At 43.0% G+C, this 22,149-nt stretch carries 19 protein-coding genes; 16 read left to right on the top strand and 3 right to left on the bottom strand.

Annotated elements, in window-relative coordinates:
* The first annotated feature begins 8 nt into the window (after nt 1-8).
* From uvrA to nusB, 7 genes are all read left to right on the top strand, one after another.
* Complete coding sequence (uvrA, locus tag I2F76_RS06790; protein ID WP_155170160.1) at nt 9-2,834, top strand: excinuclease ABC subunit UvrA; 2,826 nt, start codon at nt 9-11, stop codon at nt 2,832-2,834.
* Entirely contained in the window at nt 2,831-3,898 is a 1,068-nt protein-coding gene (locus tag I2F76_RS06785; protein ID WP_049471837.1) for a M24 family metallopeptidase, read from the top strand. Before uvrA ends, I2F76_RS06785 begins: the two co-directional genes overlap by 4 nt.
* Nucleotides 3,899-3,954: 56 nt before the next feature.
* Complete coding sequence (locus I2F76_RS06780; protein WP_195487512.1) at nt 3,955-4,938, top strand: TIM44-like domain-containing protein; 984 nt, start codon at nt 3,955-3,957, stop codon at nt 4,936-4,938.
* An 8-nt stretch (nt 4,939-4,946) separates the two neighbouring features.
* The gene (locus tag I2F76_RS06775) at nt 4,947-6,053 is read left to right on the top strand and encodes an SPFH domain-containing protein (protein WP_070675238.1); all 1,107 of its coding nucleotides are present in this window, start codon (nt 4,947-4,949) and stop codon (nt 6,051-6,053) included.
* A gap of 165 nt (nt 6,054-6,218) precedes the next feature.
* On the top strand, nt 6,219-6,779 hold the full coding sequence (gene efp, locus I2F76_RS06770) for an elongation factor P (protein ID WP_003005479.1): 561 nt from the start codon (nt 6,219-6,221) through the stop codon (nt 6,777-6,779).
* A 36-nt stretch (nt 6,780-6,815) separates the two neighbouring features.
* On the top strand, nt 6,816-7,205 hold the full coding sequence (locus I2F76_RS06765; protein ID WP_070675236.1) for an Asp23/Gls24 family envelope stress response protein: 390 nt from the start codon (nt 6,816-6,818) through the stop codon (nt 7,203-7,205).
* Nucleotides 7,198-7,629 carry a transcription antitermination factor NusB gene (gene nusB, locus I2F76_RS06760; protein ID WP_003008602.1) on the top strand — a complete coding sequence of 144 codons (432 nt, stop codon included), beginning with the start codon at nt 7,198-7,200 and terminating at the stop codon, nt 7,627-7,629. The genes I2F76_RS06765 and nusB overlap by 8 nt, the downstream gene beginning before the upstream one ends.
* Nucleotides 7,630-7,703: 74 nt before the next feature.
* Here nusB and I2F76_RS06755 read toward each other — a convergent pair whose 3' ends face one another.
* Both I2F76_RS06755 and I2F76_RS06750 read right to left on the bottom strand, forming a co-directional pair.
* The gene (locus tag I2F76_RS06755; RefSeq protein ID WP_049471835.1) at nt 7,704-8,669 is read right to left on the bottom strand and encodes a LacI family DNA-binding transcriptional regulator; all 966 of its coding nucleotides are present in this window, start codon (nt 8,667-8,669) and stop codon (nt 7,704-7,706) included.
* Nucleotides 8,650-10,104 (bottom strand): sucrose-6-phosphate hydrolase, encoded by a 1,455-nt coding sequence (locus I2F76_RS06750; protein WP_118396567.1) that lies wholly within the window; start codon nt 10,102-10,104, stop codon nt 8,650-8,652. The genes I2F76_RS06755 and I2F76_RS06750 overlap by 20 nt, the downstream gene beginning before the upstream one ends.
* 379 nt (nt 10,105-10,483) lie before the next feature.
* On the opposite strand from I2F76_RS06750, the gene I2F76_RS06745 reads away from it, so the two are divergent.
* The 8 genes from I2F76_RS06745 to I2F76_RS06710 all read left to right on the top strand — a co-directional run bounded on the left by I2F76_RS06745 (nt 10,484) and on the right by I2F76_RS06710 (nt 19,732).
* Entirely contained in the window at nt 10,484-12,403 is a 1,920-nt protein-coding gene (locus I2F76_RS06745; protein WP_118396569.1) for a sucrose-specific PTS transporter subunit IIBC, read from the top strand.
* A gap of 160 nt (nt 12,404-12,563) precedes the next feature.
* The gene (scrK, locus tag I2F76_RS06740; RefSeq protein WP_118396571.1) at nt 12,564-13,463 is read left to right on the top strand and encodes a fructokinase ScrK; all 900 of its coding nucleotides are present in this window, start codon (nt 12,564-12,566) and stop codon (nt 13,461-13,463) included.
* A 247-nt stretch (nt 13,464-13,710) separates the two neighbouring features.
* Nucleotides 13,711-14,121, top strand: a complete 411-nt coding sequence (locus I2F76_RS06735) for a peptide deformylase (protein ID WP_070505238.1) — start codon at nt 13,711-13,713, stop codon at nt 14,119-14,121.
* 135 nt (nt 14,122-14,256) lie between these two features.
* The gene (locus I2F76_RS06730) at nt 14,257-14,703 is read left to right on the top strand and encodes a MarR family winged helix-turn-helix transcriptional regulator (RefSeq protein ID WP_070505237.1); all 447 of its coding nucleotides are present in this window, start codon (nt 14,257-14,259) and stop codon (nt 14,701-14,703) included.
* Nucleotides 14,700-16,502 carry an ABC transporter ATP-binding protein gene (locus I2F76_RS06725; RefSeq protein WP_195487511.1) on the top strand — a complete coding sequence of 601 codons (1,803 nt, stop codon included), beginning with the start codon at nt 14,700-14,702 and terminating at the stop codon, nt 16,500-16,502. Before I2F76_RS06730 ends, I2F76_RS06725 begins: the two co-directional genes overlap by 4 nt.
* On the top strand, nt 16,495-18,255 hold the full coding sequence (locus I2F76_RS06720; protein ID WP_195487510.1) for an ABC transporter ATP-binding protein: 1,761 nt from the start codon (nt 16,495-16,497) through the stop codon (nt 18,253-18,255). Before I2F76_RS06725 ends, I2F76_RS06720 begins: the two co-directional genes overlap by 8 nt.
* Before the next feature lie 251 nt (nt 18,256-18,506).
* Nucleotides 18,507-19,022: a phosphatase PAP2 family protein gene (locus tag I2F76_RS06715; RefSeq protein WP_195487509.1), complete on the top strand. Its 516-nt coding sequence runs from the start codon at nt 18,507-18,509 to the stop codon at nt 19,020-19,022.
* A gap of 83 nt (nt 19,023-19,105) precedes the next feature.
* Nucleotides 19,106-19,732, top strand: coding sequence for a GNAT family N-acetyltransferase (locus tag I2F76_RS06710; protein ID WP_195487508.1), 627 nt, complete (start codon nt 19,106-19,108; stop codon nt 19,730-19,732).
* A gap of 21 nt (nt 19,733-19,753) precedes the next feature.
* Here the strand turns inward: I2F76_RS06710 and queG are convergent, their stop codons facing one another.
* A complete protein-coding gene (gene queG, locus I2F76_RS06705; protein ID WP_195487507.1) occupies nt 19,754-20,893 on the bottom strand; it encodes a tRNA epoxyqueuosine(34) reductase QueG in 1,140 nt (379 codons plus the stop codon).
* A gap of 115 nt (nt 20,894-21,008) precedes the next feature.
* Here queG and manA point away from each other — a divergent pair, with 115 nt between their 5' ends.
* Complete coding sequence (manA, locus tag I2F76_RS06700; RefSeq protein WP_003005297.1) at nt 21,009-21,953, top strand: mannose-6-phosphate isomerase, class I; 945 nt, start codon at nt 21,009-21,011, stop codon at nt 21,951-21,953.
* Nucleotides 21,954-22,149 lie beyond the last annotated feature (196 nt).

The following is a 22,149-nucleotide window of genomic DNA, read 5'->3' as shown; positions in this document are numbered from 1 at the left end:
GTAAGAATATGCAAGATAAAATTGTCATTCATGGGGCACGCGCCCATAATTTAAAAAATATAGACGTGGAAATTCCACGGGACAAATTAGTCGTGGTGACGGGTTTGTCTGGTTCTGGAAAGTCCAGTCTGGCCTTTGATACTCTCTATGCAGAAGGTCAGCGCCGCTATGTGGAGAGCTTATCGGCCTATGCTCGGCAATTCTTGGGAAATATGGAAAAACCAGATGTCGACTCTATTGACGGCTTGAGTCCAGCCATTTCCATCGACCAAAAAACGACCAGTAAAAACCCACGTTCTACAGTGGGGACGGCAACAGAGATCAATGACTACCTGCGCCTGCTCTATGCGCGTGTAGGGACGCCTTATTGTATCAATGGACATGGGGCTATTACCGCTTCTTCGGTTGAGCAAATTGTCGATCAAGTCTTGGAATTACCAGAGCGCCAACGCCTGCAAATTCTAGCTCCCATTATCCGCAAGAAAAAAGGCCAGCACAAGAATATCATTGAAAAAGTCCAAAAAGACGGCTATGTTCGGGTTCGAGTTGACGGTGAGATCTATGATGTGACAGAGGTTCCAGAACTGTCTAAAAGCAAACAGCACACGATTGAAGTGGTGGTGGACCGAATCGTGATCAAAGAGGGCATCCGCTCGCGTCTCTTTGATTCGATTGAGGCAGCCCTTCGGATAGCGGACGGTTATGTGGTGATTGATACCATGGATGGAAAGGAACTGCTCTTTTCGGAGCATTATGCTTGTCCAGTCTGTGGCTTTACCGTTCCTGAATTAGAGCCCCGTCTCTTTTCTTTCAATGCGCCTTTTGGATCTTGTCCAGACTGTGATGGGCTGGGTATTAAGCTAGAGGTGGACTTGGATTTGGTGGTGCCAGATGATCGCTTAAGCCTTCGTGAAGGAGCACTTGCTCCTTGGAATCCGATCTCTTCTAACTACTATCCTCAGATGTTGGAGCAGGCCATGATCCATTTTGGTATTGATATGGACCGACCTTTTTCCGATCTTTCTCAAGAAGAAAAGGACTTGGTCCTCTATGGGTCAAATGGCAAGGAATTCCACTTCCACTATGAAAATGAGTTTGGTGGGGTTCGGGATATCGAAATTCCTTTTGAAGGGGTCGTAAATAACATTCACCGTCGTTTTCGTGAGACCAATAGTGATTTCACCCGCAACCAAATGCGCTCTTATATGAACGAATTGACCTGTGCAACCTGCCATGGCTACCGTCTCAATGACCAAGCACTTTCTGTTCGTGTTGGTGGGGAGAAGGGGATGCATATCGGGGAAGTGTCAGATCTATCGATTGCGGACCACTTAAAAGCCGTGGACCAACTGGTCTTAACGGACAATGAAGCTACGATTGCAAGACCGATCCTAAAAGAGATTAAGGATCGCTTGACCTTCTTAAACAATGTGGGGCTCAATTACTTGACCCTGTCACGATCGGCTGGGACCTTATCAGGTGGAGAAAGCCAGCGTATTCGTTTGGCAACCCAGATCGGTTCCAACCTCTCTGGTGTCCTTTATATCTTGGATGAGCCGTCTATTGGCCTCCATCAAAGGGACAATGACCGCCTGATTGCCAGTCTCAAGAAGATGCGTGATTTAGGCAACACCTTGATCGTCGTCGAACATGATGAAGATACCATGAGAGAGGCAGACTACCTGATCGACGTCGGCCCAGGTGCCGGTGTCTTTGGGGGAGAGATCGTTGCAGCAGGAACTCCAAAGCAGGTGGCTCGCAACAGCAAATCCATCACAGGTCAGTACTTGTCCGGCAAGCGCAAGATTCCGGTTCCAACGGAACGCCGTTCAGGGAATGGCCACTATATTGAAATAACAGGAGCCAGTGAGAATAACTTACAAGACATCACAGCGCGCTTTCCTCTGGGCAAATTTATCGCAGTCACTGGAGTTTCCGGTTCTGGAAAATCGACATTGATCAATGGCATCTTGAAAAAAGCCATCGCTCAAAAGCTCAACCGCAATTCGGAAAAACCAGGGAAATACAAGACGATTCAGGGGATTGAGCATATCGATCGCTTGATCGACATTGACCAAAGCCCGATTGGCCGGACTCCTCGTTCCAATCCAGCGACCTATACAGGCGTCTTTGATGATATTCGCGATCTCTTTGCTCAGACCAATGAAGCCAAAATTCGGGGCTATAAAAAAGGCCGCTTTAGTTTCAATGTCAAGGGCGGGCGTTGTGAAGCCTGCTCAGGAGATGGGATCATCAAGATTGAAATGCACTTCTTGCCGGATGTCTTCGTCCCTTGTGAAGTCTGCCACGGACGTCGTTACAATAGTGAGACCCTCGAAGTCCACTACAAGGAAAAAAATATTGCAGAAGTGCTGGATATGACGGTCAATAAGGCAGTTGAATTCTTCAAGCACATTCCAAAAATTGAACGCAAACTCAAGACCATCCAAGATGTGGGCTTGGGCTATGTAACGCTGGGGCAACCAGCGACCACCCTTTCAGGTGGGGAAGCGCAACGGATGAAGTTGGCTTCTGAATTGCACAAGCGCTCTACAGGAAAATCCTTCTATATCTTGGATGAACCAACGACCGGACTCCATACCGAAGACATTTCTCGCTTGATCAAAGTCTTAGAGCGATTTGTGGATGATGGCAATACGGTCCTTGTGATTGAGCACAATTTGGATGTCATTAAGACAGCAGACCATATCATCGATTTAGGACCAGAAGGTGGTGTCGGTGGTGGAACCATTATTGCGACCGGAACACCAGAAGAAGTAGCAGCAAATCCTGCTAGCTACACAGGACAATATTTGAAAGGAAAATTACAATGAATCAACGGATCAGCAACTTAAGAAACAAAATGAAAGCCCAAAACCTCAAAGCGGTATTGATTAACAATTTGAAAAATGTTTATTATTTGACCAATTTCTGGGGTTCAAACGGGACCGCTTTGGTGACAGAAGAACGCGTGGTCCTCTTTACAGATTCGCGCTACACCATCCATGCCCATGCGACTTGTTTCCCCTTTGTAGAGATTGTGGAAACCCGCGATGAGTTGACTGCAGCTGCAGAGATCGTTAAGGACCTTGGCATCAAAGAACTTGGTTTTGAGGACGAAGTGACGGTAGCCTACCATGCCCGTATGGCTTCTGTTTTCAGTGGCATTAGCCTTCAATCTCTAGCGAACTTTGTAATGGAATTGCGCTTGATTAAAGATGAAACGGAGATTGCGGCCATTAAAAAAGCTTGTAGCATCTCTGACCAAGCCTTCCATGATATTTTAGACTATATTAAGGTAGGGAAAACGACAGAGTTGGAAGCAGCGACTTTCCTCGATTTTAGAATGCGGGAGTTGGGAGCTTCTGGTGTATCTTTCGATATTATTTCAGCAGCTGGTGAACGCTCTGCCATGCCTCACGCGACTCCAAGTGATCGGGTCATTTCAGCAGGAGATGCCTTGACCCTTGATTTTGGTTGCTTGTATGATCACTATGTCAGTGATATGACACGGACTATCTATGCAGGACATGTCAGCGACAAGGAAAGAGAAATTTACGAAACAGTTTTGAAAGCCAATCAAGCCTTGATTGCTGCGGCTAAAGATGGACTTGGCTTCCGTGATTTTGATAAAATCCCACGTGATGTGATCGAGGCAGCCGGCTATGGTCAATACTTTACTCATGGAATCGGTCATGGAATTGGGCTAGATATCCACGAAGAACCATACTTCAGCCAAACGTCTAAAGAAGCGATTCAAGCAGGGATGGTCTTGACAGATGAGCCAGGGATTTATATCGAAGGCCTCTCTGGTGTGCGGATCGAAGATGACCTCTTGATCACAGAAACAGGCTGTGAAGTCTTGACTCTTGCTCCTAAAGAATTGATTGTCCTATAAAATAGACAGTATTTTCTTAACCCCTGTGTAACAAACAAAGATAAGAAAAGAGGCCTATGAAAAAACGAAGTGTAATAGTTGGAATTCTTCTAGTAGTCCTGCTATTTGTATTTGCTCCTTCTGCCCATGCTGGTGTTGGTAATACAGATAGTGGTGGCAGTAGCTTGATTGATTCAGGTGGCGGTAGCAGTTGGTCCGATAGTGGCAGTAGCTGGTCCGATGGCGGAAGTAGTTGGTCTGGTGGCAGCAGCTGGTCTGGTGGATCCAGTAGCTACAGTTCTAGTTCTGGAACAGACTCTGGTGGTGTAGTGGCAGTTTTTGCTATCGTTGGATTGATTGGATTTATCTATAATATTGCAAAAGAGGCTAATGATAGTGATGAATCATTCTCTTCAAATAGTGGTCCAAAACGGACAACCGAAGAGCGGGCCGGTCGACCAATTGAAAATAACTATGAAGCGATTCGCCGCATCCGTAAACTGGATCCAATGTTTGATGAAGACCGCTTCTTGTCGCAAGTCAAGCTGGTTTATCTTCAATTGCAGTCTGCTTGGACAGAAAAAGATTGGAATTCCGTACGGAATTTAGAAAGTACGAGTCTTTATGAGCAGCACTTGACGCAGTTACAAGAACATATTCGTGCCAAAACAACCAATGTTCTAGAGCGCGTGCGTGTGGAAGATTCAAAGATCAAAGACTTTATCGAAAATCCAGAAGGTAATGACCGCATCGAAGTCATTCTGTCATCGACGCTGAGAGATTACATCCGAAATGATGAAACGGGCCGTGTGATCGAAGGGGATCCAACCAAAGATCTCTTTACCGTTTACCGCATGGTCTTCCTCCGTGAACATGGAGCTCAGACAGAGATCATTAAGAATTCAGAAGTCGTTAGTGATCATTGTCCGAACTGTGGTGCGCCATTGACGATTGATTCAATCGACAAGTGTGAATATTGCCAAGCATCCTTGAAGCACAATCCAAAAGATTGGGTCTTGGATGTCTACGAAGTTGTGGATGAAATTGAATTCTACAGATAGGAGAATGTATGGGATTTATTAAAGCAGCCCTTTCAGCGGGCATTTCAAGTTTTCAAGATAGTAAATTTAAGGAAGCCATTACCTTGCCAGAAGCTGTTCCAGCAACAGCTTTGGCCATTAAGGGACAGCTCTTGACCAAAGATCCAGATGGGCGCTCTCGTCAGAGCAACCAAAATACAGGTCTATTGACAGATGGCTCTGTTGTCATTGTTCCTCAAGGCTATGTTGCTCTCTTGGTCAATAATGGAACTTTTCTAGGAGACCTTCTAGAAGCAGGGAGCCACGAATGGCAAGCCGGTGAAAATGCCTGGTTGTTTGAAAAGGGGGGTGTGAAAGGAACGTGGGATCAGTTCAAGAATCGTTTCTCATTTGGAGGCCAAGTGGTCACCCAACAAGAAATTATTTTTGTGCGGATGCAACCTTTTACAGGAAATAAATTTGGCACCCAAAATCCAGTTGAGTACTTTAGCGACCGTTACCAACAACTTCTTAGCATTCGTTTTTATGGTCTTTATGATGTTAAAGTAGCAGATCCTGTACTCTTTTACATCAGTACAGTCAGTCGTCAAATCACTGCAGATAAGCCGTTTACCTTGGAAGATGTGGCTCAGGGAACCTTGCGCCAAAATCTGGCTCCAAAAATTGCAGTGGCTATTTCAAAATATACGGCTGAAAATAAGGCAGACATCTACAATATCAATGCGGACCAAGATGTCTTCAATGAAGTTGCAAAACGCGAAGTCAATAAAACGTGGACAGAATTATATGGTATCGAATTAACTAATGTCCTCATCGAAGATTTGAGCTACGATGCAGACAGTATGGCCAAGGTCAATAAACTGGACAGTGAATTGGCAGCGATGAAGTACAATACCATTGAAATCGAAGAACGTCGTGCTCGCAATGAGGCCTTGGTGGCAGCTGCTAAAAATGAAGGTGGCAATGGCATGAACATGATCATGGGGATGAACTTGGGTCAAGCCCTTGGCAATGACCTTCAAAAACAAGCCTCTCCAGCGCAAGACAAGCCTCATACCTTCTACATTGAAGTAGATGGAAAATATGTCCATGTCACCAAAGATGCGGATGGTAATATTGTGCCTGTGGACCAATAAGGAATAGTGAAGATGGAGTTGGAGATATAGAGATTCTAAGGACTCGTTCCTGCAATCTCTCTCCGCCTTCTAGCCTTCCTAAAAAGAGAAAATTGCTGTTTGAGAAAAATCAAATAGTGTGTTACAATAAAGAGTAATCTATTTTTAAAAAAGAGGTAATAAAACATGATCGAAGCAAGTAAATTGAAAGCTGGTATGACTTTTGAAACAGCTGACGGAAAATTGATCCGCGTTTTGGAAGCTAGCCACCACAAACCAGGTAAAGGAAACACTATCATGCGTATGAAATTGCGTGATGTCCGTACTGGTTCAACATTTGATACAAGCTACCGTCCAGAAGAAAAATTTGAACAAGCGATTATCGAAACTGTTCCAGCTCAATACTTGTACAAAATGGATGATACAGCCTACTTCATGAACACTGAAACATATGACCAATATGAAATTCCAGTTGTGAATGTAGAACAAGAATTGCTTTACATCCTTGAAAACTCAGAAGTAAAAATTCAATTCTACGGAAGCGAAGTGATCGGTGTAACAGTTCCTACAACTGTTGAATTGACTGTTGCAGAAACTCAACCATCTATCAAAGGTGCTACAGTGACTGGTTCTGGTAAACCCGCTACAATGGAAACTGGTTTGGTCGTAAACGTTCCTGACTTCATCGAAGCTGGACAAAAATTGGTCATTAACACTACTGAAGGAACTTACGTTTCTCGTGCATAAGAGACATCTCAGGGTGTCAAATAGAAAGGAACTTCTATGGCAACTGAACAATTTGGTGACATCGTTATTGCACCACGTGTATTAGAAAAAATTATTGCGATTGCGACAGCAAAAGTAGAGGGTGTCTATTCGCTTGAAAACAAGAGTGTTTCAGATAGCTTATCCAAACGCTCACTTGGACGTGGCGTCTACCTTCATACAGAAGAAGATGGTCAAGTTTCAGTAGACATCTATCTCTATTTAGAATATGGAGTGGCTGTACCATCTGTCGCTGTAGCCATTCAAAAAGCAATCAAGTCTGCAGTTTATGATATGGCAGATGTAACCTTGGATGCTGTCAATATTCACGTTGTCGGTATCGCAACGGAAAAATCTCCAAAACCAGACTTGAAAGACTTGTTTAATGAGGACTTCCTCAATGACTGATGAAATTTTATTAGAATCACGTCGAGATTTGCGCGAGCGTGCCTTCCAAGCCTTGATGGCCTTGGAATACGATGGAGACATTGTTGAAGCTTGTCGCTTTGCTTATCTACATGACAAGGACCTAGCAGAAGACAAAGAAGTCGATCTTCCTGCCTTTCTCATGAATCTCGTGACGGGTGTCTATCAGTCAAAAGATCAACTAGACCAACAAATCGGTCAACATTTGAAAACCGGCTGGACTGTTGAGCGCTTGACCTTGGTAGAGAAAAATATCCTTCGTCTGGGAATTTATGAAATGACAGAGTTTGATACACCACAGATCGTCGCAGTCAATGAAGCGGTGGAATTGGCCAAGGCCTTTTCAGATGAAACCTCTTCACGATTTGTCAACGGTGTCCTCAGTCAATTTGTGACAGAAGAATAAGTAAAAAGAGCCTACTGGCTCTTTTTTTTTTGGTAAAAAATATCCCCACAGTTTCTACTGAGGGGATATTGCTTTTAGACACTTTTTCCAGAGTGGAGACTAACGGGCAAGAAATAACCGGTAGTCGCTACTTTTTTTCCTTCGATCTTTTGGAGTAAAAGATCCACCATGAGGATAGCAATGTCTTCGAGGGGTTGTTGGATGGTTGTCAGTTCAGGTGTATAGGTCTCGATGAACTGGGTTCCATCATAACCAATCACTTTCAAATCCTGAGGAATCTGAATATCTAATTCTCTAGCGACTTTCATGATCAAGATCGCCGTCAAATCATCGGAGGCAAAAATAGCATCTGGTTTATGGTGGGTTAAAATCTGTTTGATTTCCATTTCTTTGCGAATAGGGGAGAAATCACTGGAAACATTAATGATCATGGACTCAGGTAGGACTGATGCAAAACCCGCATGACGCAAGCCTGTTGGGGAGTTGGAGTTGTCATTACCTGTGATCATGATAATATTTCGGGCTCCGGTTTTTACTAAAGTTTCTGCTGCTAACACTCCACCAGCGTAGTTGTCTGAAGAGACAACCGGAATTTCTGGGGAGAGGTTGCGGTCAAAAGCAATGATAGGAGCAGTTACCCGGTTGTAATCTTCAATGCCCAAATTATGGCTTCCTGAAATGATACCATCTACCTGGTTAGCCTCCAACATTTCAATGTATTCGCGCTCTTTTTCGGAGTCGTGTTCACTATTGCAGATGATGGTTTTATAGCCGTGTTTGAAGAGTTGGTGCTCTAGTTTATCGATTAATTCAGCATAGAAAACATTGCTGATGTTTGGAAAGATCAAGCCGACTAACTTGGCTGATTTTCCTTGGAGGCTACGAGCAACATTGTTAGGTTTATAGCCCAATTCTCGCATGGCTTCTTGGACTTTTTGGATCGTTTTTTCAGACAGGTATCCTTTTTTATTGATGACCCGTGAGACAGTAGTAGGGCTGACACCGGCGAGTTTGGCGACATCAGTTAGCTTTGCGACCATAATCAAGTTCGTAGTAAGTTCCAGTCGGGGTTCCAGACTTGATCAAGATTCCATTTTGATCTGCATGTGGGTAGACCCGACCAGAAAATACTTTTTCTCCTTTATTGATAAAGATTTCAAAAATCGAATTGTCAATGAAAATATTAGCAGTTGTCGCTTGGTTAGCGATTGAGCAGCTACGGCTCGTACCAAAGTCTTGGGCATATTGCTCACCAGTCTGGCTACGATCGACTGTGACCAATCCTTTAGCTAGATCAAATGTGAGATCTAAGCCCTTTCCTTCTGCATCGGCAAAGAGGACGATTTCGTTCTGGCTATCCTTTTCAAACTGCAATTCCAATTCATAGCAGTTCTTGGTTTGTGCCTTGTTGGCAAATTCCTCACTCTCAGCGCGCAAGTCCTTGATGGCTTCGACTGGGTATTGGTAGAGTTTTCCGTCTTTGATGGTTAATTCTTTGACCAGTGAGAGAGCTCCTTGGTAGTCATAGGAATCCGTTGGATAAGAAACGTCTGGAAGACCTAGCCAGCTAACAGCATAGGCACGTCCATCGGGAGCATTAAATCCTTGAGTCGCATAGGCTTCAAAACCATAGTCGAGATTATGCAATTCAGATACATCAACCATTTTGGCCTTTTCTGGATCAAAGCTTGCCCCGATCTTGTACATATTTGGATAGATATTGTCATAATCGAGAACGGATTTATCTAAGCCTTGAGGACAGTAGAGGAGAACGGGTTGGTCTCCAACAAAGACTAGGTTGGGACATTCCATCATATAAGCTGTCCGATCGTTTGCAAAATCCAAATCACCGACTGCAACCCAGTTGGTATAGTCGTTATCTACAGCCTTATAGAGACGGATGAATCCTTTTTTCTCAAGGTCTTGACCACCAACGATAGCATAGTATTGACCCTTGAAATTAAAAATCTGTGGGTCACGGAAGTGATCCGTAGAGTCAGCCGGTTGATCAATCAAGATTTTGTCAATTTTTTCGATCTTTCCGTCCTTGTCCATCAAAGCACCGACTTGGTAAGGATGACGAACCCATTCTGCATCACGAACATTTCCAGTGTAGAATAGGAATAGTTTGTCACCAAACTGCATGGCTGATCCGGAATAAGCTCCATGGCTATCCAGATCTGTGTCTGGAAGAAGCGTTACACCAGTTTCTTTGAAATGAACCAAGTCTTCACTTTCTGTTTGTACCCATGATTTTAACCCATGGGCTGCACCAAATGGGAAATTTTGGTAAAACAAGATCCATTTTCCATCAAAGTAGGAAAAACCGTTAGGATCATTTAAGAGACCAGCTTTTGGCTCTACATGATAATGTGTATGCCAAGGAGATTTCGCCATGTTTTCTTGGATGGCTTGCTTTTCTTCTTTTGTCCAGTCTTCGTAACGTCTGTAACGACGTTCAGTTGTCCATTCCATTTTATTCCTCCGAATTTTTTCTTACTTCCATAGTACCGATTTCCTATTAAAAATGCAAGCGATAAATGAAAAAAACGGCAAAAAATGTCAAACGATTGACATCTATTTTGTAGCTTGAAGAAAAGAGGAGAAGTTGGAAATCTATGAAAAAATGAAAGAAAATGAAAATAAAAGACTGGTTTAAAGTGCTAAAAAGCGTAGTATAGGCCTGTCTTAAAATGAAAATAGTTTCATGCTATCAAAATGTGTCAAAAAGTCCAAAAAAGTTTCAAAAAAATCCTGCAAAACGGTTGACATATTTTCAATACGTGGTACAATTAAAAACGTAGAGGCGGGTGAACCGTTTTCAAAACAATAAAAAATAAGGAGATTTTTGCAAATGTCAAATACAGAAATTGCAAAAAAAGTCATAGATGCAATCGGTGGGGTTGAGAACGTTAGCAGTGTTGCTCACTGTGCGACTCGTCTTCGCGTGATGGTAAAAGATGAATCAAAAATCAACAAAGATGTTGTTGAGAACATTGAAAAAGTACAAGGTGCTTTCTTTAACTCAGGTCAATACCAAATCATCTTTGGTACTGGTACTGTAAACAAGATCTATGATGAAGTAGTAGCTCTTGGCTTACCAACATCATCAAAAGATGAAATGAAAGCTGAAGCTGCTAAACAAGGAAACTGGTTCCAACGTGCGATCCGTACCTTTGGAGACGTTTTTGTGCCAATTTTACCAGCGATCGTTGCAACTGGATTGTTTATGGGGATTCGCGGTGCTATTGCTCAAGACCAGGTTTTGGCTTTGTTTGGTACAACAGCAGACGCATTTAAATCTACTGATTTTTATACATATTCAACAATTTTAACTGATACCGCGTTTGCCTTCTTCCCAGCCTTGATTTCATGGTCTGCGTTCCGAGTATTCGGAGGAAATCCTGTTCTTGGGATTGTAATTGGTTTGATGATGGTTAGTCCGACACTTCCAAATGCGTGGGTTGTAGCGGAAGATCCTTCTAAAGCAGCAACATACTTTGGTATCTTCCATCATGTGGTTGGATTCCAGAACTCAGTTCTTCCCGCTTTCTTCGTTGGTCTAATTGGTGCGAAACTTGAAAAGTGGCTCCATAAGAAAATTCCAGATGTCTTAGATTTGTTATTGGTTCCATTATTCACATTAACAATCATGTCATTCCTCGCTTTGTTTATTATTGGTCCATTCTTCCACAGCATTGAAGAATATGTACTGAATGCAACTAAGTTTATTTTAAATTTACCATTCGGACTTGCAGGGCTTCTTATCGGTGGGGTTCATCAGTTGATTGTCGTTACTGGCGTCCATCATATCTTTAATCTTCTTGAATCACAATTAATTACTGCAGATAAAAAAGATCCATTTAATGCAATCATTACAGCAGCTATGACTGCGCAAGCTGGTGCTACTTTAGCAGTGGCAGTAAAATCTAAATCTCAAAAAGTGAAAGCTTTAGCATTCCCAGCAACTATTTCTGCTTTGCTAGGTATTACTGAGCCTGCAATCTTCGGGGTGAACTTGCGTTATGTGAAACCATTCGTTATTGCTTTGGGAGCAGGTGCTGTAGGTGGTTGGATTGCATCTATGTTAAATCTGGCTGGTACAGGATTTGGTATTACAATTATTCCAGGTACACTTCTCTATCTAAATGGTCAATTATTGAAATATGTATTTATGGTTGTATTTACAACTGCACTAAGTTTCGGTTTGACTTATATGTTTGGTTATGAAGATGAAGCTTCATCAGTTCCTGCAGAGGACAAAGAAGCTGGTGCAATTATTGAAGAAGAAACAACTGGAGTTATTCCAGCATCTCTTCAAGACGAAACCATCATCTCTCCTATCGTTGGTAGTGCTGTAGCACTTGCTGATGTGAATGATCCTGTCTTCTCAAGTGGAGCGATGGGACAAGGAATTGCCATCAAACCAACTGAAGGCGTTGTCTATGCACCAGCAGATGCTGAAGTAACTATTGCTTTCGCAACTGGTCATGCTTACGGTTTGAAGACAGCTAATGGTGCTGAAATCTTGATCCACGTTGGTATTGATACAGTATCAATGAACGGTGAAGGATTTGATCAAAAAGTAGCTCAAGGCGATAAAGTCAAAGCTGGTGATGTCCTTGGTACATTTGATGCAGCGAAAATTGCCGCAGCTGGTCTTGAAGACACAACTATGGTGATCGTCACTAACACGGCTGACTTTGCTTCTGTCACACCTGTTGCAACTGGATCTGTTGCGAAGGGTGATGCGATCATCGAAGTCAAAGCTTAATCGAAATAATAAGTTCTCAAGGACTGGTCTATCATCTCCAGTCCTTGAATTTTATTTCTCAAAAAAAGGTGTGTTTTTTCTTTAGAGAAGAGAAAAAGATTGACTACAAAATATGCTATAATAAATACAGGATATTTTTCATAATAAAAAAGGAGCCAACATGACAAAATTATATGGAAGTTTGGAAGCTGGCGGTACAAAATTTGTTTGTGCGGTTGGTGATGAAAACTATAATGTTGTGGAAAAAGTACAATTTCCAACAACCAAGCCAATTGAGACGATTGATAAGTGTATTGAATTTTTCTCAAAATTTGAGGATTTAGTTGGGCTTGCGATTGGTTCATTTGGACCAATTGATATCGATCCAAATTCAAACACTTATGGTTTCATCACAACGACTCCAAAACCGAATTGGGCCAATGTAGATATCGTTGGGGCTTTCCGTCGTGCCTTGAATGTACCTATCTATTTCACGACAGATGTGAATAGCTCTGCCTATGGCGAAGTGGTCGCACGCAATAATGCGGGTGGCCATATCGAAAACTTGGTTTACTATACAATCGGAACAGGAATCGGAGCTGGTGTCATCCAACGTGGCGAGTTTATCGGGGGAGCTGGGCACCCAGAAATGGGGCACTACTATGTGGCCCAACACCCAATGGATGTGGAAAAAGAATTCAAGGGTGTTTGTCCTTTCCACAATGGCTGTTTGGAAGGCCTTGCGGCTGGTCCTAGTCTGGAAGCTCGTACAGGTATTCGTGGGGAAAACATTGAACTCAACAGCAATGTATGGGATATTCAAGCCTACTACATCGCACAAGCAGCAGTGAATGCGACAGTTACCTTCCGCCCAGACGTCATTGTCTTTGGAGGAGGAGTAATGGCTCAACAACATATGTTAGATCGTGTTCGCACGAAATTTACTGCCCTCTTGAACGGTTACCTCCCTGTACCTGATGTGAGAGATTATATTGTGACACCTGCAGTTGCTGGCAATGGTTCAGCGACCTTGGGGAACTTTGTCCTTGCAAAAGAAGTGAGCGAGAAACTTAAAAAATAAGCAGCAATTGTCTCTTAGAGGTTAGAAACAAGAGCGAGGAGGCTGGGACAAAAGTCCTAGCCTCTCAATTATTTTTGGATTGTCGAGCAAGACGCAGTGGTTGAGTGGGCTCTACTACGCTGATTTCATCAGCTTTTACAGCCCTACTCAACTGTGCGGAGGTGGGACGACGAAATCGAATTCTAACGAATTACCGATTTCTGTCCCACTCTCTTCTTTCGTCTACCTATCAAGAAGTGAGGAAGGAATGAAAAAGAATATTGTAAAAGATGTCTTATTCTTGGGTCAAAAGTCAGAAGAAGCGACACCTGAGGATCGCACCTTGGCTTTGGATTTGCAGGACACTTTAAATGCTCATCTCCTTGAGTGTGTGGGTTTAGCGGCTAATATGATCGGGGTGAAAAAACGGGCGATTATCATCCGAATGGGAAGTGAAAATTTGGTCCTGTTTAATCCTGTTCTCCTTGAAAAGAAAAAGCCTTACCAAACAGAAGAAGGATGCTTGTCCTTGGTGGGGAGTCGGCCGACCACTCGTTATGAGGAGATTTCAGTGGCCTATCGAGATGTGAATTGGAAAGCAAAAACAATTCAGTTGTCAGGTTTTCCAGCCCAGATCTGTCAGCACGAAATGGATCATCTAGAAGGCATTATTATCTAGAAGTCATTAATGGAGTCGATTGGGCTCCATTTTTTTAGTTCTTATAGAAACTTTTTTCTTGACAGGGATCTTTTTTGTGCTAAAATAGTTCTCATAGTAACTTTAAGGTTCTTAAGAGAACTATTTGGAGGAATGATGGAAAAGCCATTACAAGAATTAAAAAAAATTGGCCATCTCATTCACCTCATGGTGGAAAGAGAGGCTAAGAAGCGTGGGTTTGAATTTAGCGCAGGACCACAAGGTCAGGTATTGAGATTCTTATCTCATCGTGAAAAAGAGGGAAAAGTGACCTTGATTCGGGATGTTGAGCAGGAACTTCATATCTCAAAATCCGTGGCCAGTAGCCTGATCAAGCGAATGGAGAAAAATGGGTTTATTTATTTAGAGGCTAGTCCGACCGATAAACGGGCCAAGTATGTCTACCTAACAGACAGTGTGAAAGCCAATTTGAATGACATGAAGCAATTCTTTGAGGAAGTGGAGCAGAGTCTAGTAGCGGGTGTATCAGAAGAAGAATTGTCCACCTTTTTCAAGGTCATGCATCAATTTTATGAGAATATGAAAAAAAGGAGCGAGGAATGATCAATATGTTTCGGCGCTTAACCGCCAAAGAATGGAGCATGATTGCCCTTAGTACGGTCTTTATCTGTCTGGCAGTTTGGATGGATTTAAAGACCCCGGAATACTTATCCGATATTACGACCCTCTTAGCTAAGGAGGGGACCAAGGTTTCTGATATCATGGAGCCAGGGAGTAAGATGTTGCTCTTCTCTTTTGGAAGCTTTTTGATGGCAGTTTTTGTGGGCTTTCTAGCATCACGAGTCGCTGCCAGCTTTACGATGCGACTTCGAGGAGAGATTTTCCATCAAGTGATGGATTACTCTGATGCTGAGATCAAGAAATTCTCCGTTCCCTCTCTCTTGACTCGGACGACCAACGATTTGACCCAGTTACAAATCATGATTGTGATGGGGATGCAAGTTGTGACGCGTGGTCCCATTATGGCGATTTGGGCTTTGACCAAGATTTGGGGCAAGAGCAGTGCCTGGACAACTTCTGTTGGGATTGCGGTCTTGATGGTCTTGATTCTGCTTTCTGTTCTGGTTCTGATTGCCTTTCCACGCCAGCAAAAGGTTCAAGGTTTGACCGATGCCTTGAATGCGACGACACGGGAGAGTTTGACTGGGGTGCGGGTCGTTCGCGCCTACAATGCGGAAGCGTATCAAAATGAGAAATTCCAGGCTGAAAACAAGGGCTTAACCCGTCTAAATCTCTTTGTTTATCGTTTGATGTCTCTGATGAACCCTGTCATGACAGTGGTATCAAGTGGCTTGACCCTTGCTATCTACTGGATTGGGGCGCACTTGATCAATGATATCGCCATGCCAAAAGATCCTACAAAGATCTTCACCAGTCCTGCATTAGCGGATCGGACCAAGGTCTTCTCAGATATGATCACCTTTTCTTCTTACGCTATGCAGATTGTCGTTGGCTTTATGATGATGGTGGCCATCTTGATTATTCTTCCTCGTGCACTAGTATCCGCAAAACGGATTAATCAGGTCTTGGCTCTTGAACCGTCTGTAGCCTTCCCAAGTGAGTCAAAAGAAACAACAGGCCAAGCAGGTACAGTAGAATTTCAAGATGTTTCCTTCCGCTATGGACGGACTTCCCGTGCGGTGATTGAACATGTGACCTTCTCAGCTCAGAAAGGACAAACTGTTGCCTTCATTGGATCAACTGGTTCTGGTAAATCCACTCTGGTCAATTTAATTCCACGTTTTTACGATGCGACAGAAGGAAAGATCTTAGTGGATGGCGTCAATGTCAAGGACTATAGCCACCAAGAATTGAACAATAAAGTCGGCTACATTCCCCAAAAAGCAGTGCTCTTTAGTGGCACGATTCGCTCCAATATGGAATTTGGAGAAAGTAGCCAAGGAAAATTAGAGGATGAAGCCATCTGGAAAGCTCTTGAATTGGCCCAAGCCAAAGAGTTTGTTGCCACAAAAGAGAAGGGCTTGGATACAGAAGTAGCGCAAGGAGGAAGCAACTTCTCTGGAGGTCAACATCAACGTTTGGCCATTGCGCGTGCCCTGGCACGCAAGCCCGAGATCCTCATCTTTGATGATTCCTTCTCAGCCCTAGATTACAAAACGGATCGTATCTTGCGCCAAGCTCTGAAAGAAGAGCTGGCAGATACGACCAAATTGATCGTTGCCCAACGCATTTCGACCATTATGGATGCAGATTTGATTTTGGTTTTGGATCAAGGGAAGGTCGTCGGTCAAGGCACCCACAAAGAATTGCTTGCGACCAATGAAGTCTATCAAGAAATTGCCTATTCACAATTGTCTAAGGAGGAGTTGGAACATGCATAAAACAAAACAAGATTCGTCCCTTTGGAGACAACTTTCTCCCTATTTGAAGGGCTTCCACCTATTTTTCCTAGTTGCTATCCTCTTTTCAATCGTATCGAGTATTATCACGGTTATTGGACCGGATAAGTTAAAAGAAATCACGGATACCATCACAAAAGGGATGGGAGGCGCCATTGATATTGACAAAATCACTTCGATTGCCCTGACCTTAGCCATCCTTTATGGAGTTGGAGCACTGGTGTCCTACAGCAGTAGTTTCATTATCTCAACAATGATTCAGCGCTTCGCGGAACGCTTGCGCAATGCTATCGCTGAAAAGATCAATCGTGTACCCCTCCAATATTTTGATAGCCATGAACAAGGAGATACCTTGTCTCGTGTGACCAATGACGTGGATCTCATGACCCAATCCTTTAACCAAAGTTTGGTTCAAATGGTCTCTTCTATTGTCTTATTGATTGGCTCGATCTTTATGATGTTTAAGACGGACTGGCATCTAGCTTTGACTGCTATCCTTTCCGTCTTTGCAGGCTTTGCTCTTTCTAGCATCATTATGGTCAAGAGTCAGCCTTTGTTTAAACAGCAGCAAGATAATCTTGCCAAAGTTTCAGGCTATGTTGAAGAAATCTATAGTGGCCACAATGTGGTCATTTCCTACAATGGCCGTCATCAGGCCAAAGATCATTTTGATGCTATCAACCAAGATTTGTACCATAGCATGTGGAAATCCCAATTCTTCTCTGGTATCATGATGCCCTTGATGCAGTTTGTAGGGAATTTCGGATATGTCATGGTCTGTATCGTTGGGGCTGTCCTCACCATTAATGGGGATATTACCATCGGGACCATTGTGGCCTTTATGACCTATGTCCGCATCTTTACCCAACCAATTGGTCAAATGGCGCAAGGAATTACCCAATTGCAATCAGCCAGTGCTGCTATGGGGCGTGTCTTTGAATTCTTAGACGAAGAAGAAATGGAAGATGAATCCCAAAAAACACGCCAATTGGAAGCGCCAAAAGGTCATGTCACCTTTGAGCATGTGCGCTTTGGTTATTCACCAGATAAGACTATTATCCATGACTTTACTGCTGAAGCCAAACCGGGGCAAAAAGTGGCTATTGTTGGTCCGACAGGTGCTGGTAAGACCACTATGGTCAATCTCTTGATGCGCTTTTATGACATTCAAGCTGGTAAAATTGCCATCGATGGTGTGGATACTAAGTCCATAAGCCGCGAAGAAGTTCATGATGCCTTTTCGATGGTCTTACAAGATACCTGGCTCTTTGAAGGGACCATTCGGGAAAATCTTGTCTTCAATCAAACCGATATTTCAGATGAAGCAGTCGAAGCGGCAACCCGAGCGGTTGGGGTCCATCACTTTATTCGGACCTTGCCGAATGGCTATGATACTGTATTAGATGATTCAGTGACCTTGTCCGTTGGTCAAAAGCAACTCTTGACCATTGCGCGTGCCCTCTTGAAGGACGCCCCGCTTCTTATCTTGGATGAAGCAACCTCATCTGTCGATACCCGTACAGAAGAGTTGATTCAAAAAGCCATGGACAAACTCATGGAAGGCCGAACCTCCTTTGTTATTGCCCATCGCTTGTCCACTATCCGCAATGCGGATCTGATTCTTGTGATGAAAGATGGAAATATTATCGAGCAGGGTAACCACCAAGAACTCATGAGCCAAAATGGTTTCTATGCTGATCTCTATAATAGCCAATTCACAGAAGAAGTGGCGTAACAACAAGATACAAAGGGCGTGAAATGTAAAGTGAAAAATAGGATAGAAGGCAATTCTGAGTGCTTCTATCCTATTTTTATGCTGGAAGAAGGAATGGAAAAGACGAATCTTGTTGAGAATAAGATTGACTTCAGATGCCTGATAGTGAGAAAAAAGCTAGAAATAAGAAAAAAGAAGCCTTGCTTGACAGGTTTTCTAAGGATCGCGTATACTAGTAGTACGAAAAAATGATAAAAGACAGGGGGACCAATATGAAAACGAACTTTCGAGATTATCCGAAATTTTATCGTTGGCTAACCCTGCCCTTTTCGAGAGAACCATATCTTGTACAGGTCCTTCAAAGGATGAATCGAATTTTGACGTTTGCCATGCCAGGCATCTACGTCCTGGTCTTTTGTTGGCTGTTTTTAAAGAAAACTTCAATGGGAGGAATCTGGTCTTTCATCTGGATTCCTGCGTCGGGTTTTGTCTTATTTAGCCTCTTTCGTCATTGGGTCAATGTTCCGAGACCTTATGAGAAATGGGAGATTCAACCCTTATTAGAAAAAAATTCATCCGGTCATTCCTTTCCTAGCCGACATGTTTTTTCGGCGACCATTATCTCCATGTGTGTCTGTCAGTTGTCTCTTCCGCTAGGAATGTGCTCCATGCTTCTATCTCTTCTATTAGCCCTTGTCCGAGTTCTTGGAGGGGTTCATTATCCCAAGGATGTCCTCGTCGCTTGGGGACTGGGACTCGCCTGGGGAGGACTTTTTTGGCTGGTTTAAATGAACAAATTGCTAAAAAATGACCTTTGTATAATGGCGACTGGTATTGTATACTAGTAAGATAACATAGAAGAGGAGAGGCGATGAAGTACAGAAAAGCAGAAAAAGCAGATCTAGATCAGGTGGTTCGAGTAGCCAGTACAGCCTTTGAGGACTATCTATTTTTAAAAGTCATCAAGGATTTGGTTCGGGATCCCAAGCAATATCCTGCCTTTGTTGAGGCGATGATGCGCATCCTGGTAAAGGTTTTTCTTAAGCACCATATGTGCCTTGTGGCAGAACGAAATGATGAAATTTATGCAGTTGCCTTGTTGCAAAAGGGACCGATTCCTTTTCGGGCCTATCTCTTAAATGGGGGATTCGGTTTGCTCAAGTTTATTTCCTTGAAAAATATGTTGGCCTACTTTAAATTTATGGAGGACACGGATAAGGAATTGGAGCAAAATGTAGACTTTGATTGGTATTTGATGCTTCTCGCAGTCGCCCCTAAACACCAACGGCAGGGCTATGGCAGTCGCTTTATGACAGAAGGAATTGAGCCTTTCTTGGAAGAGATCCAAGGAAAAAAACTAGCCTTTTATACCAATACCAAAGGAAATGTCTATTTTTATACAAAAAATGGCTACAAGGAAGTCTATTCAAGTGAGATTAGCTTTAACCAAGTAGAGATGGGGAGTTGGTATTTCTTGAAGGAACTAAAAAAACACTAAGGTTACAACCTTAGTGTTTTTTTATTGTAGCTGTGAATCTGCTTGAATGCCGAATTTTTCAAAGAAAGCAGTTCGTTCTTCTATGATGGCATCGGTCGGATGTTTGATATTCCGTAAGAGCTCAACAAGGTCCGGTGTGACTTCACGGAGCAGTTGCCCTAAAGACCAGATAGCCGTTGCAATATGGATCTGATTTTGTGAAGTTTCGATGATGTTCAGGAGCTTAGGAATGGCTGAGCGGTCATTGGCATTGGCTAATGCGATAATGGCATTGCGTTGGAGGATATTCTTGCCTCGCCAGCTTCCAGCAACATGCCCGAATTTTTCCTTAAATTGTCCGTTAGACAGTTCAATAAAGGGGATCAACTCTGGATGAGCCAGATCAGGATCGATCTCTGTTGCCAGGGGATTATCTAGCCCTTTGTTATAAGGGCAGCTAATCTGACAGATGTCACATCCATAGATGACCGTTTTAATTTTCTTGCGAAATTCTAGGTCCATCATGCCCTTGTCCTGAGTTTGGAAGGACAAACAGCGTTTGGCATTCATAGAGCCATCTCCGATTAAACAGGAGGTTGGGCAAGCATCTAAACAACGTCGACAGTCTCCACAACCATAGTCGACTGGTTGATCTGGTTCGATTTCGAGGTTGGTAATCAATTCCCCCAGAAACATGTAAGAACCGTATTCTTTTGAAATGACCAAGCCATTTTTTCCGATAAAGCCAATCCCTGCTCGTTGGGCGACGGCCGTATCAACCAGTGCTCCAGTATCGACCATGCCCTTGTATTCAAAATCTTGCGTCATTTCTTCAATCCCAGCAGCTAAGCGGTTGAGCTTGTCTTGAAGGACATAATGGTAGTCTAATCCCCAGCTGTTGGGCGTGAATTTTCCTCTTTTATAAGCCGTTTTTTGAGGTTTTTGCTTGAGTTTGTGGGGGTAGGCGACAGCGATTGAGATGATGGTCTTGGCGGAGGAGAGACTTAATTTGGGTTGGATGCGCTCTTCAATATTTTTATGCTCGAATCCAGAATTCCGTCCTTCCTCAACGGCCAAGCGGAGCGATTTTTCCAAATAAGCGAAGTCATCAGCAGTTGTAAATCCAATTTTTGAAATCCCAATAGAATGCGCCAGTTGAATAATGTTTTCTTTTAGTGTCATCCCTTTCATTATACACAAAAATAAAGTTTCTGGCGAGAGAGGAAAAAGATGGAAAGGGCTTTCAAAAACTTTCTTTTTTTTGTATAATAGAAACATGAAATGCGAGGAGGATATTATGGGACAACCATTATTTTTACATTCAGTCATGCAGGAAAAAATTTGGGGAGGAACTCGTCTGAAAGAAGAATTTGGTTACGAAATTCCGAGCGACCATGTCGGTGAATTTTGGGCGATTTCAGCCCATCCACATGGAGTTTCTAAAGTAGCCAATGGTCCATACGAAGGAATGGGATTGGATCAGCTTTATCAAGAACACCGGGAATTATTCGGTAATCGTAAAGAGCCTGTCTTTCCTTTATTAACAAAGATTTTAGATGCCAACGATTGGCTCAGTGTACAGGTGCACCCAGATGATACCTATGCAATGGAGCATGAAGGAGAACTTGGAAAAACTGAGTGTTGGTACGTGATTGCGGCCGATGAAGGGTCCGAGATTATCTATGGACACAATGCCAAGTCAAAAGAAGAGCTCCGTCAGCAAATTGAGGACAAGAACTGGGATGCCTTGCTGACAAAAGTTCCTGTCAAGGCTGGAGATTTCTTCTATGTGCCAAGTGGGACCATGCACGCTATTGGTTCTGGAATCTTGATTCTTGAAACCCAACAGTCGAGTGACACTACCTACCGTGTTTATGATTTTGACCGCAAGGATGCTCAAGGAAACTTGCGTGAACTTCACTTGGAAAAATCAATTGATGTGTTAAACATCGGTGAGCCTGCCAATAGCCATCCAGATACAGTTGTAATCGATGATCTTCGAATGACCACCTTGGTTGCCAGTGATTTCTTCACCGTTTATAAGTGGGAACTGACTGGAAAAGCTGATTTTGAAAAGACCGCTGATTACAGCTTGTTGAGCGTCTTAGCCGGAGAAGGGAAATTGACGGTAGATGGAAAGGATTATCCTATTCAAAAAGGAAGCCACTTTATCTTACCGAGCGATGTTGAATCTTGGACTTTGGAAGGACAAGGTTTAGAATTAATCGTAAGTCATCCATAAAAAAGAAAGGGTTTGAGTTAAAAGTTGTGAAACAACTCAAGCCTTTTTTATCTGAAAACTTTTTTATGTTAAGCCTTGACTCTGACCTAAGGGTAGGGGTTATACTATCCTTGTAATACTCTTCGAAAATCAAATTCAAACCACGTCAGCGTCGCCTTGCCGTACATATGTTACTGACTTCGTCAGTTCTATCTAC

The organism is Streptococcus parasanguinis, assembly GCF_015557775.1.
Lineage (GTDB): Bacteria > Bacillota > Bacilli > Lactobacillales > Streptococcaceae > Streptococcus > Streptococcus parasanguinis_AA.
This window is presented reverse-complemented; position numbering and strand designations above follow the sequence as displayed.

What these genes read in the sequence shown, in the direction of transcription:
- uvrA (WP_155170160.1), top strand. Translation starts at nt 9, where the DNA reads ATGCAAGATAAAATTGTCATTCATGGGGCACGCGCCCATAATTTAAAA.
- I2F76_RS06715 (WP_195487509.1), top strand. Translation starts at nt 18,507, where the DNA reads ATGAAAACGAACTTTCGAGATTATCCGAAATTTTATCGTTGGCTAACC.
- I2F76_RS06765 (WP_070675236.1), top strand. Translation starts at nt 6,816, where the DNA reads ATGGCAACTGAACAATTTGGTGACATCGTTATTGCACCACGTGTATTA.
- nusB (WP_003008602.1), top strand. Translation starts at nt 7,198, where the DNA reads ATGACTGATGAAATTTTATTAGAATCACGTCGAGATTTGCGCGAGCGT.
- I2F76_RS06745 (WP_118396569.1), top strand. Translation starts at nt 10,484, where the DNA reads ATGTCAAATACAGAAATTGCAAAAAAAGTCATAGATGCAATCGGTGGG.
- I2F76_RS06735 (WP_070505238.1), top strand. Translation starts at nt 13,711, where the DNA reads ATGAAAAAGAATATTGTAAAAGATGTCTTATTCTTGGGTCAAAAGTCA.
- I2F76_RS06755 (WP_049471835.1), bottom strand. Translation starts at nt 8,669, where the DNA reads ATGGTCGCAAAGCTAACTGATGTCGCCAAACTCGCCGGTGTCAGCCCT.
- I2F76_RS06785 (WP_049471837.1), top strand. Translation starts at nt 2,831, where the DNA reads ATGAATCAACGGATCAGCAACTTAAGAAACAAAATGAAAGCCCAAAAC.
- efp (WP_003005479.1), top strand. Translation starts at nt 6,219, where the DNA reads ATGATCGAAGCAAGTAAATTGAAAGCTGGTATGACTTTTGAAACAGCT.
- I2F76_RS06775 (WP_070675238.1), top strand. Translation starts at nt 4,947, where the DNA reads ATGGGATTTATTAAAGCAGCCCTTTCAGCGGGCATTTCAAGTTTTCAA.
- I2F76_RS06720 (WP_195487510.1), top strand. Translation starts at nt 16,495, where the DNA reads ATGCATAAAACAAAACAAGATTCGTCCCTTTGGAGACAACTTTCTCCC.
- scrK (WP_118396571.1), top strand. Translation starts at nt 12,564, where the DNA reads ATGACAAAATTATATGGAAGTTTGGAAGCTGGCGGTACAAAATTTGTT.
- I2F76_RS06730 (WP_070505237.1), top strand. Translation starts at nt 14,257, where the DNA reads ATGGAAAAGCCATTACAAGAATTAAAAAAAATTGGCCATCTCATTCAC.
- I2F76_RS06725 (WP_195487511.1), top strand. Translation starts at nt 14,700, where the DNA reads ATGATCAATATGTTTCGGCGCTTAACCGCCAAAGAATGGAGCATGATT.
- manA (WP_003005297.1), top strand. Translation starts at nt 21,009, where the DNA reads ATGGGACAACCATTATTTTTACATTCAGTCATGCAGGAAAAAATTTGG.
- I2F76_RS06710 (WP_195487508.1), top strand. Translation starts at nt 19,106, where the DNA reads ATGAAGTACAGAAAAGCAGAAAAAGCAGATCTAGATCAGGTGGTTCGA.
- I2F76_RS06780 (WP_195487512.1), top strand. Translation starts at nt 3,955, where the DNA reads ATGAAAAAACGAAGTGTAATAGTTGGAATTCTTCTAGTAGTCCTGCTA.
- queG (WP_195487507.1), bottom strand. Translation starts at nt 20,893, where the DNA reads ATGACACTAAAAGAAAACATTATTCAACTGGCGCATTCTATTGGGATT.
- I2F76_RS06750 (WP_118396567.1), bottom strand. Translation starts at nt 10,104, where the DNA reads ATGGAATGGACAACTGAACGTCGTTACAGACGTTACGAAGACTGGACA.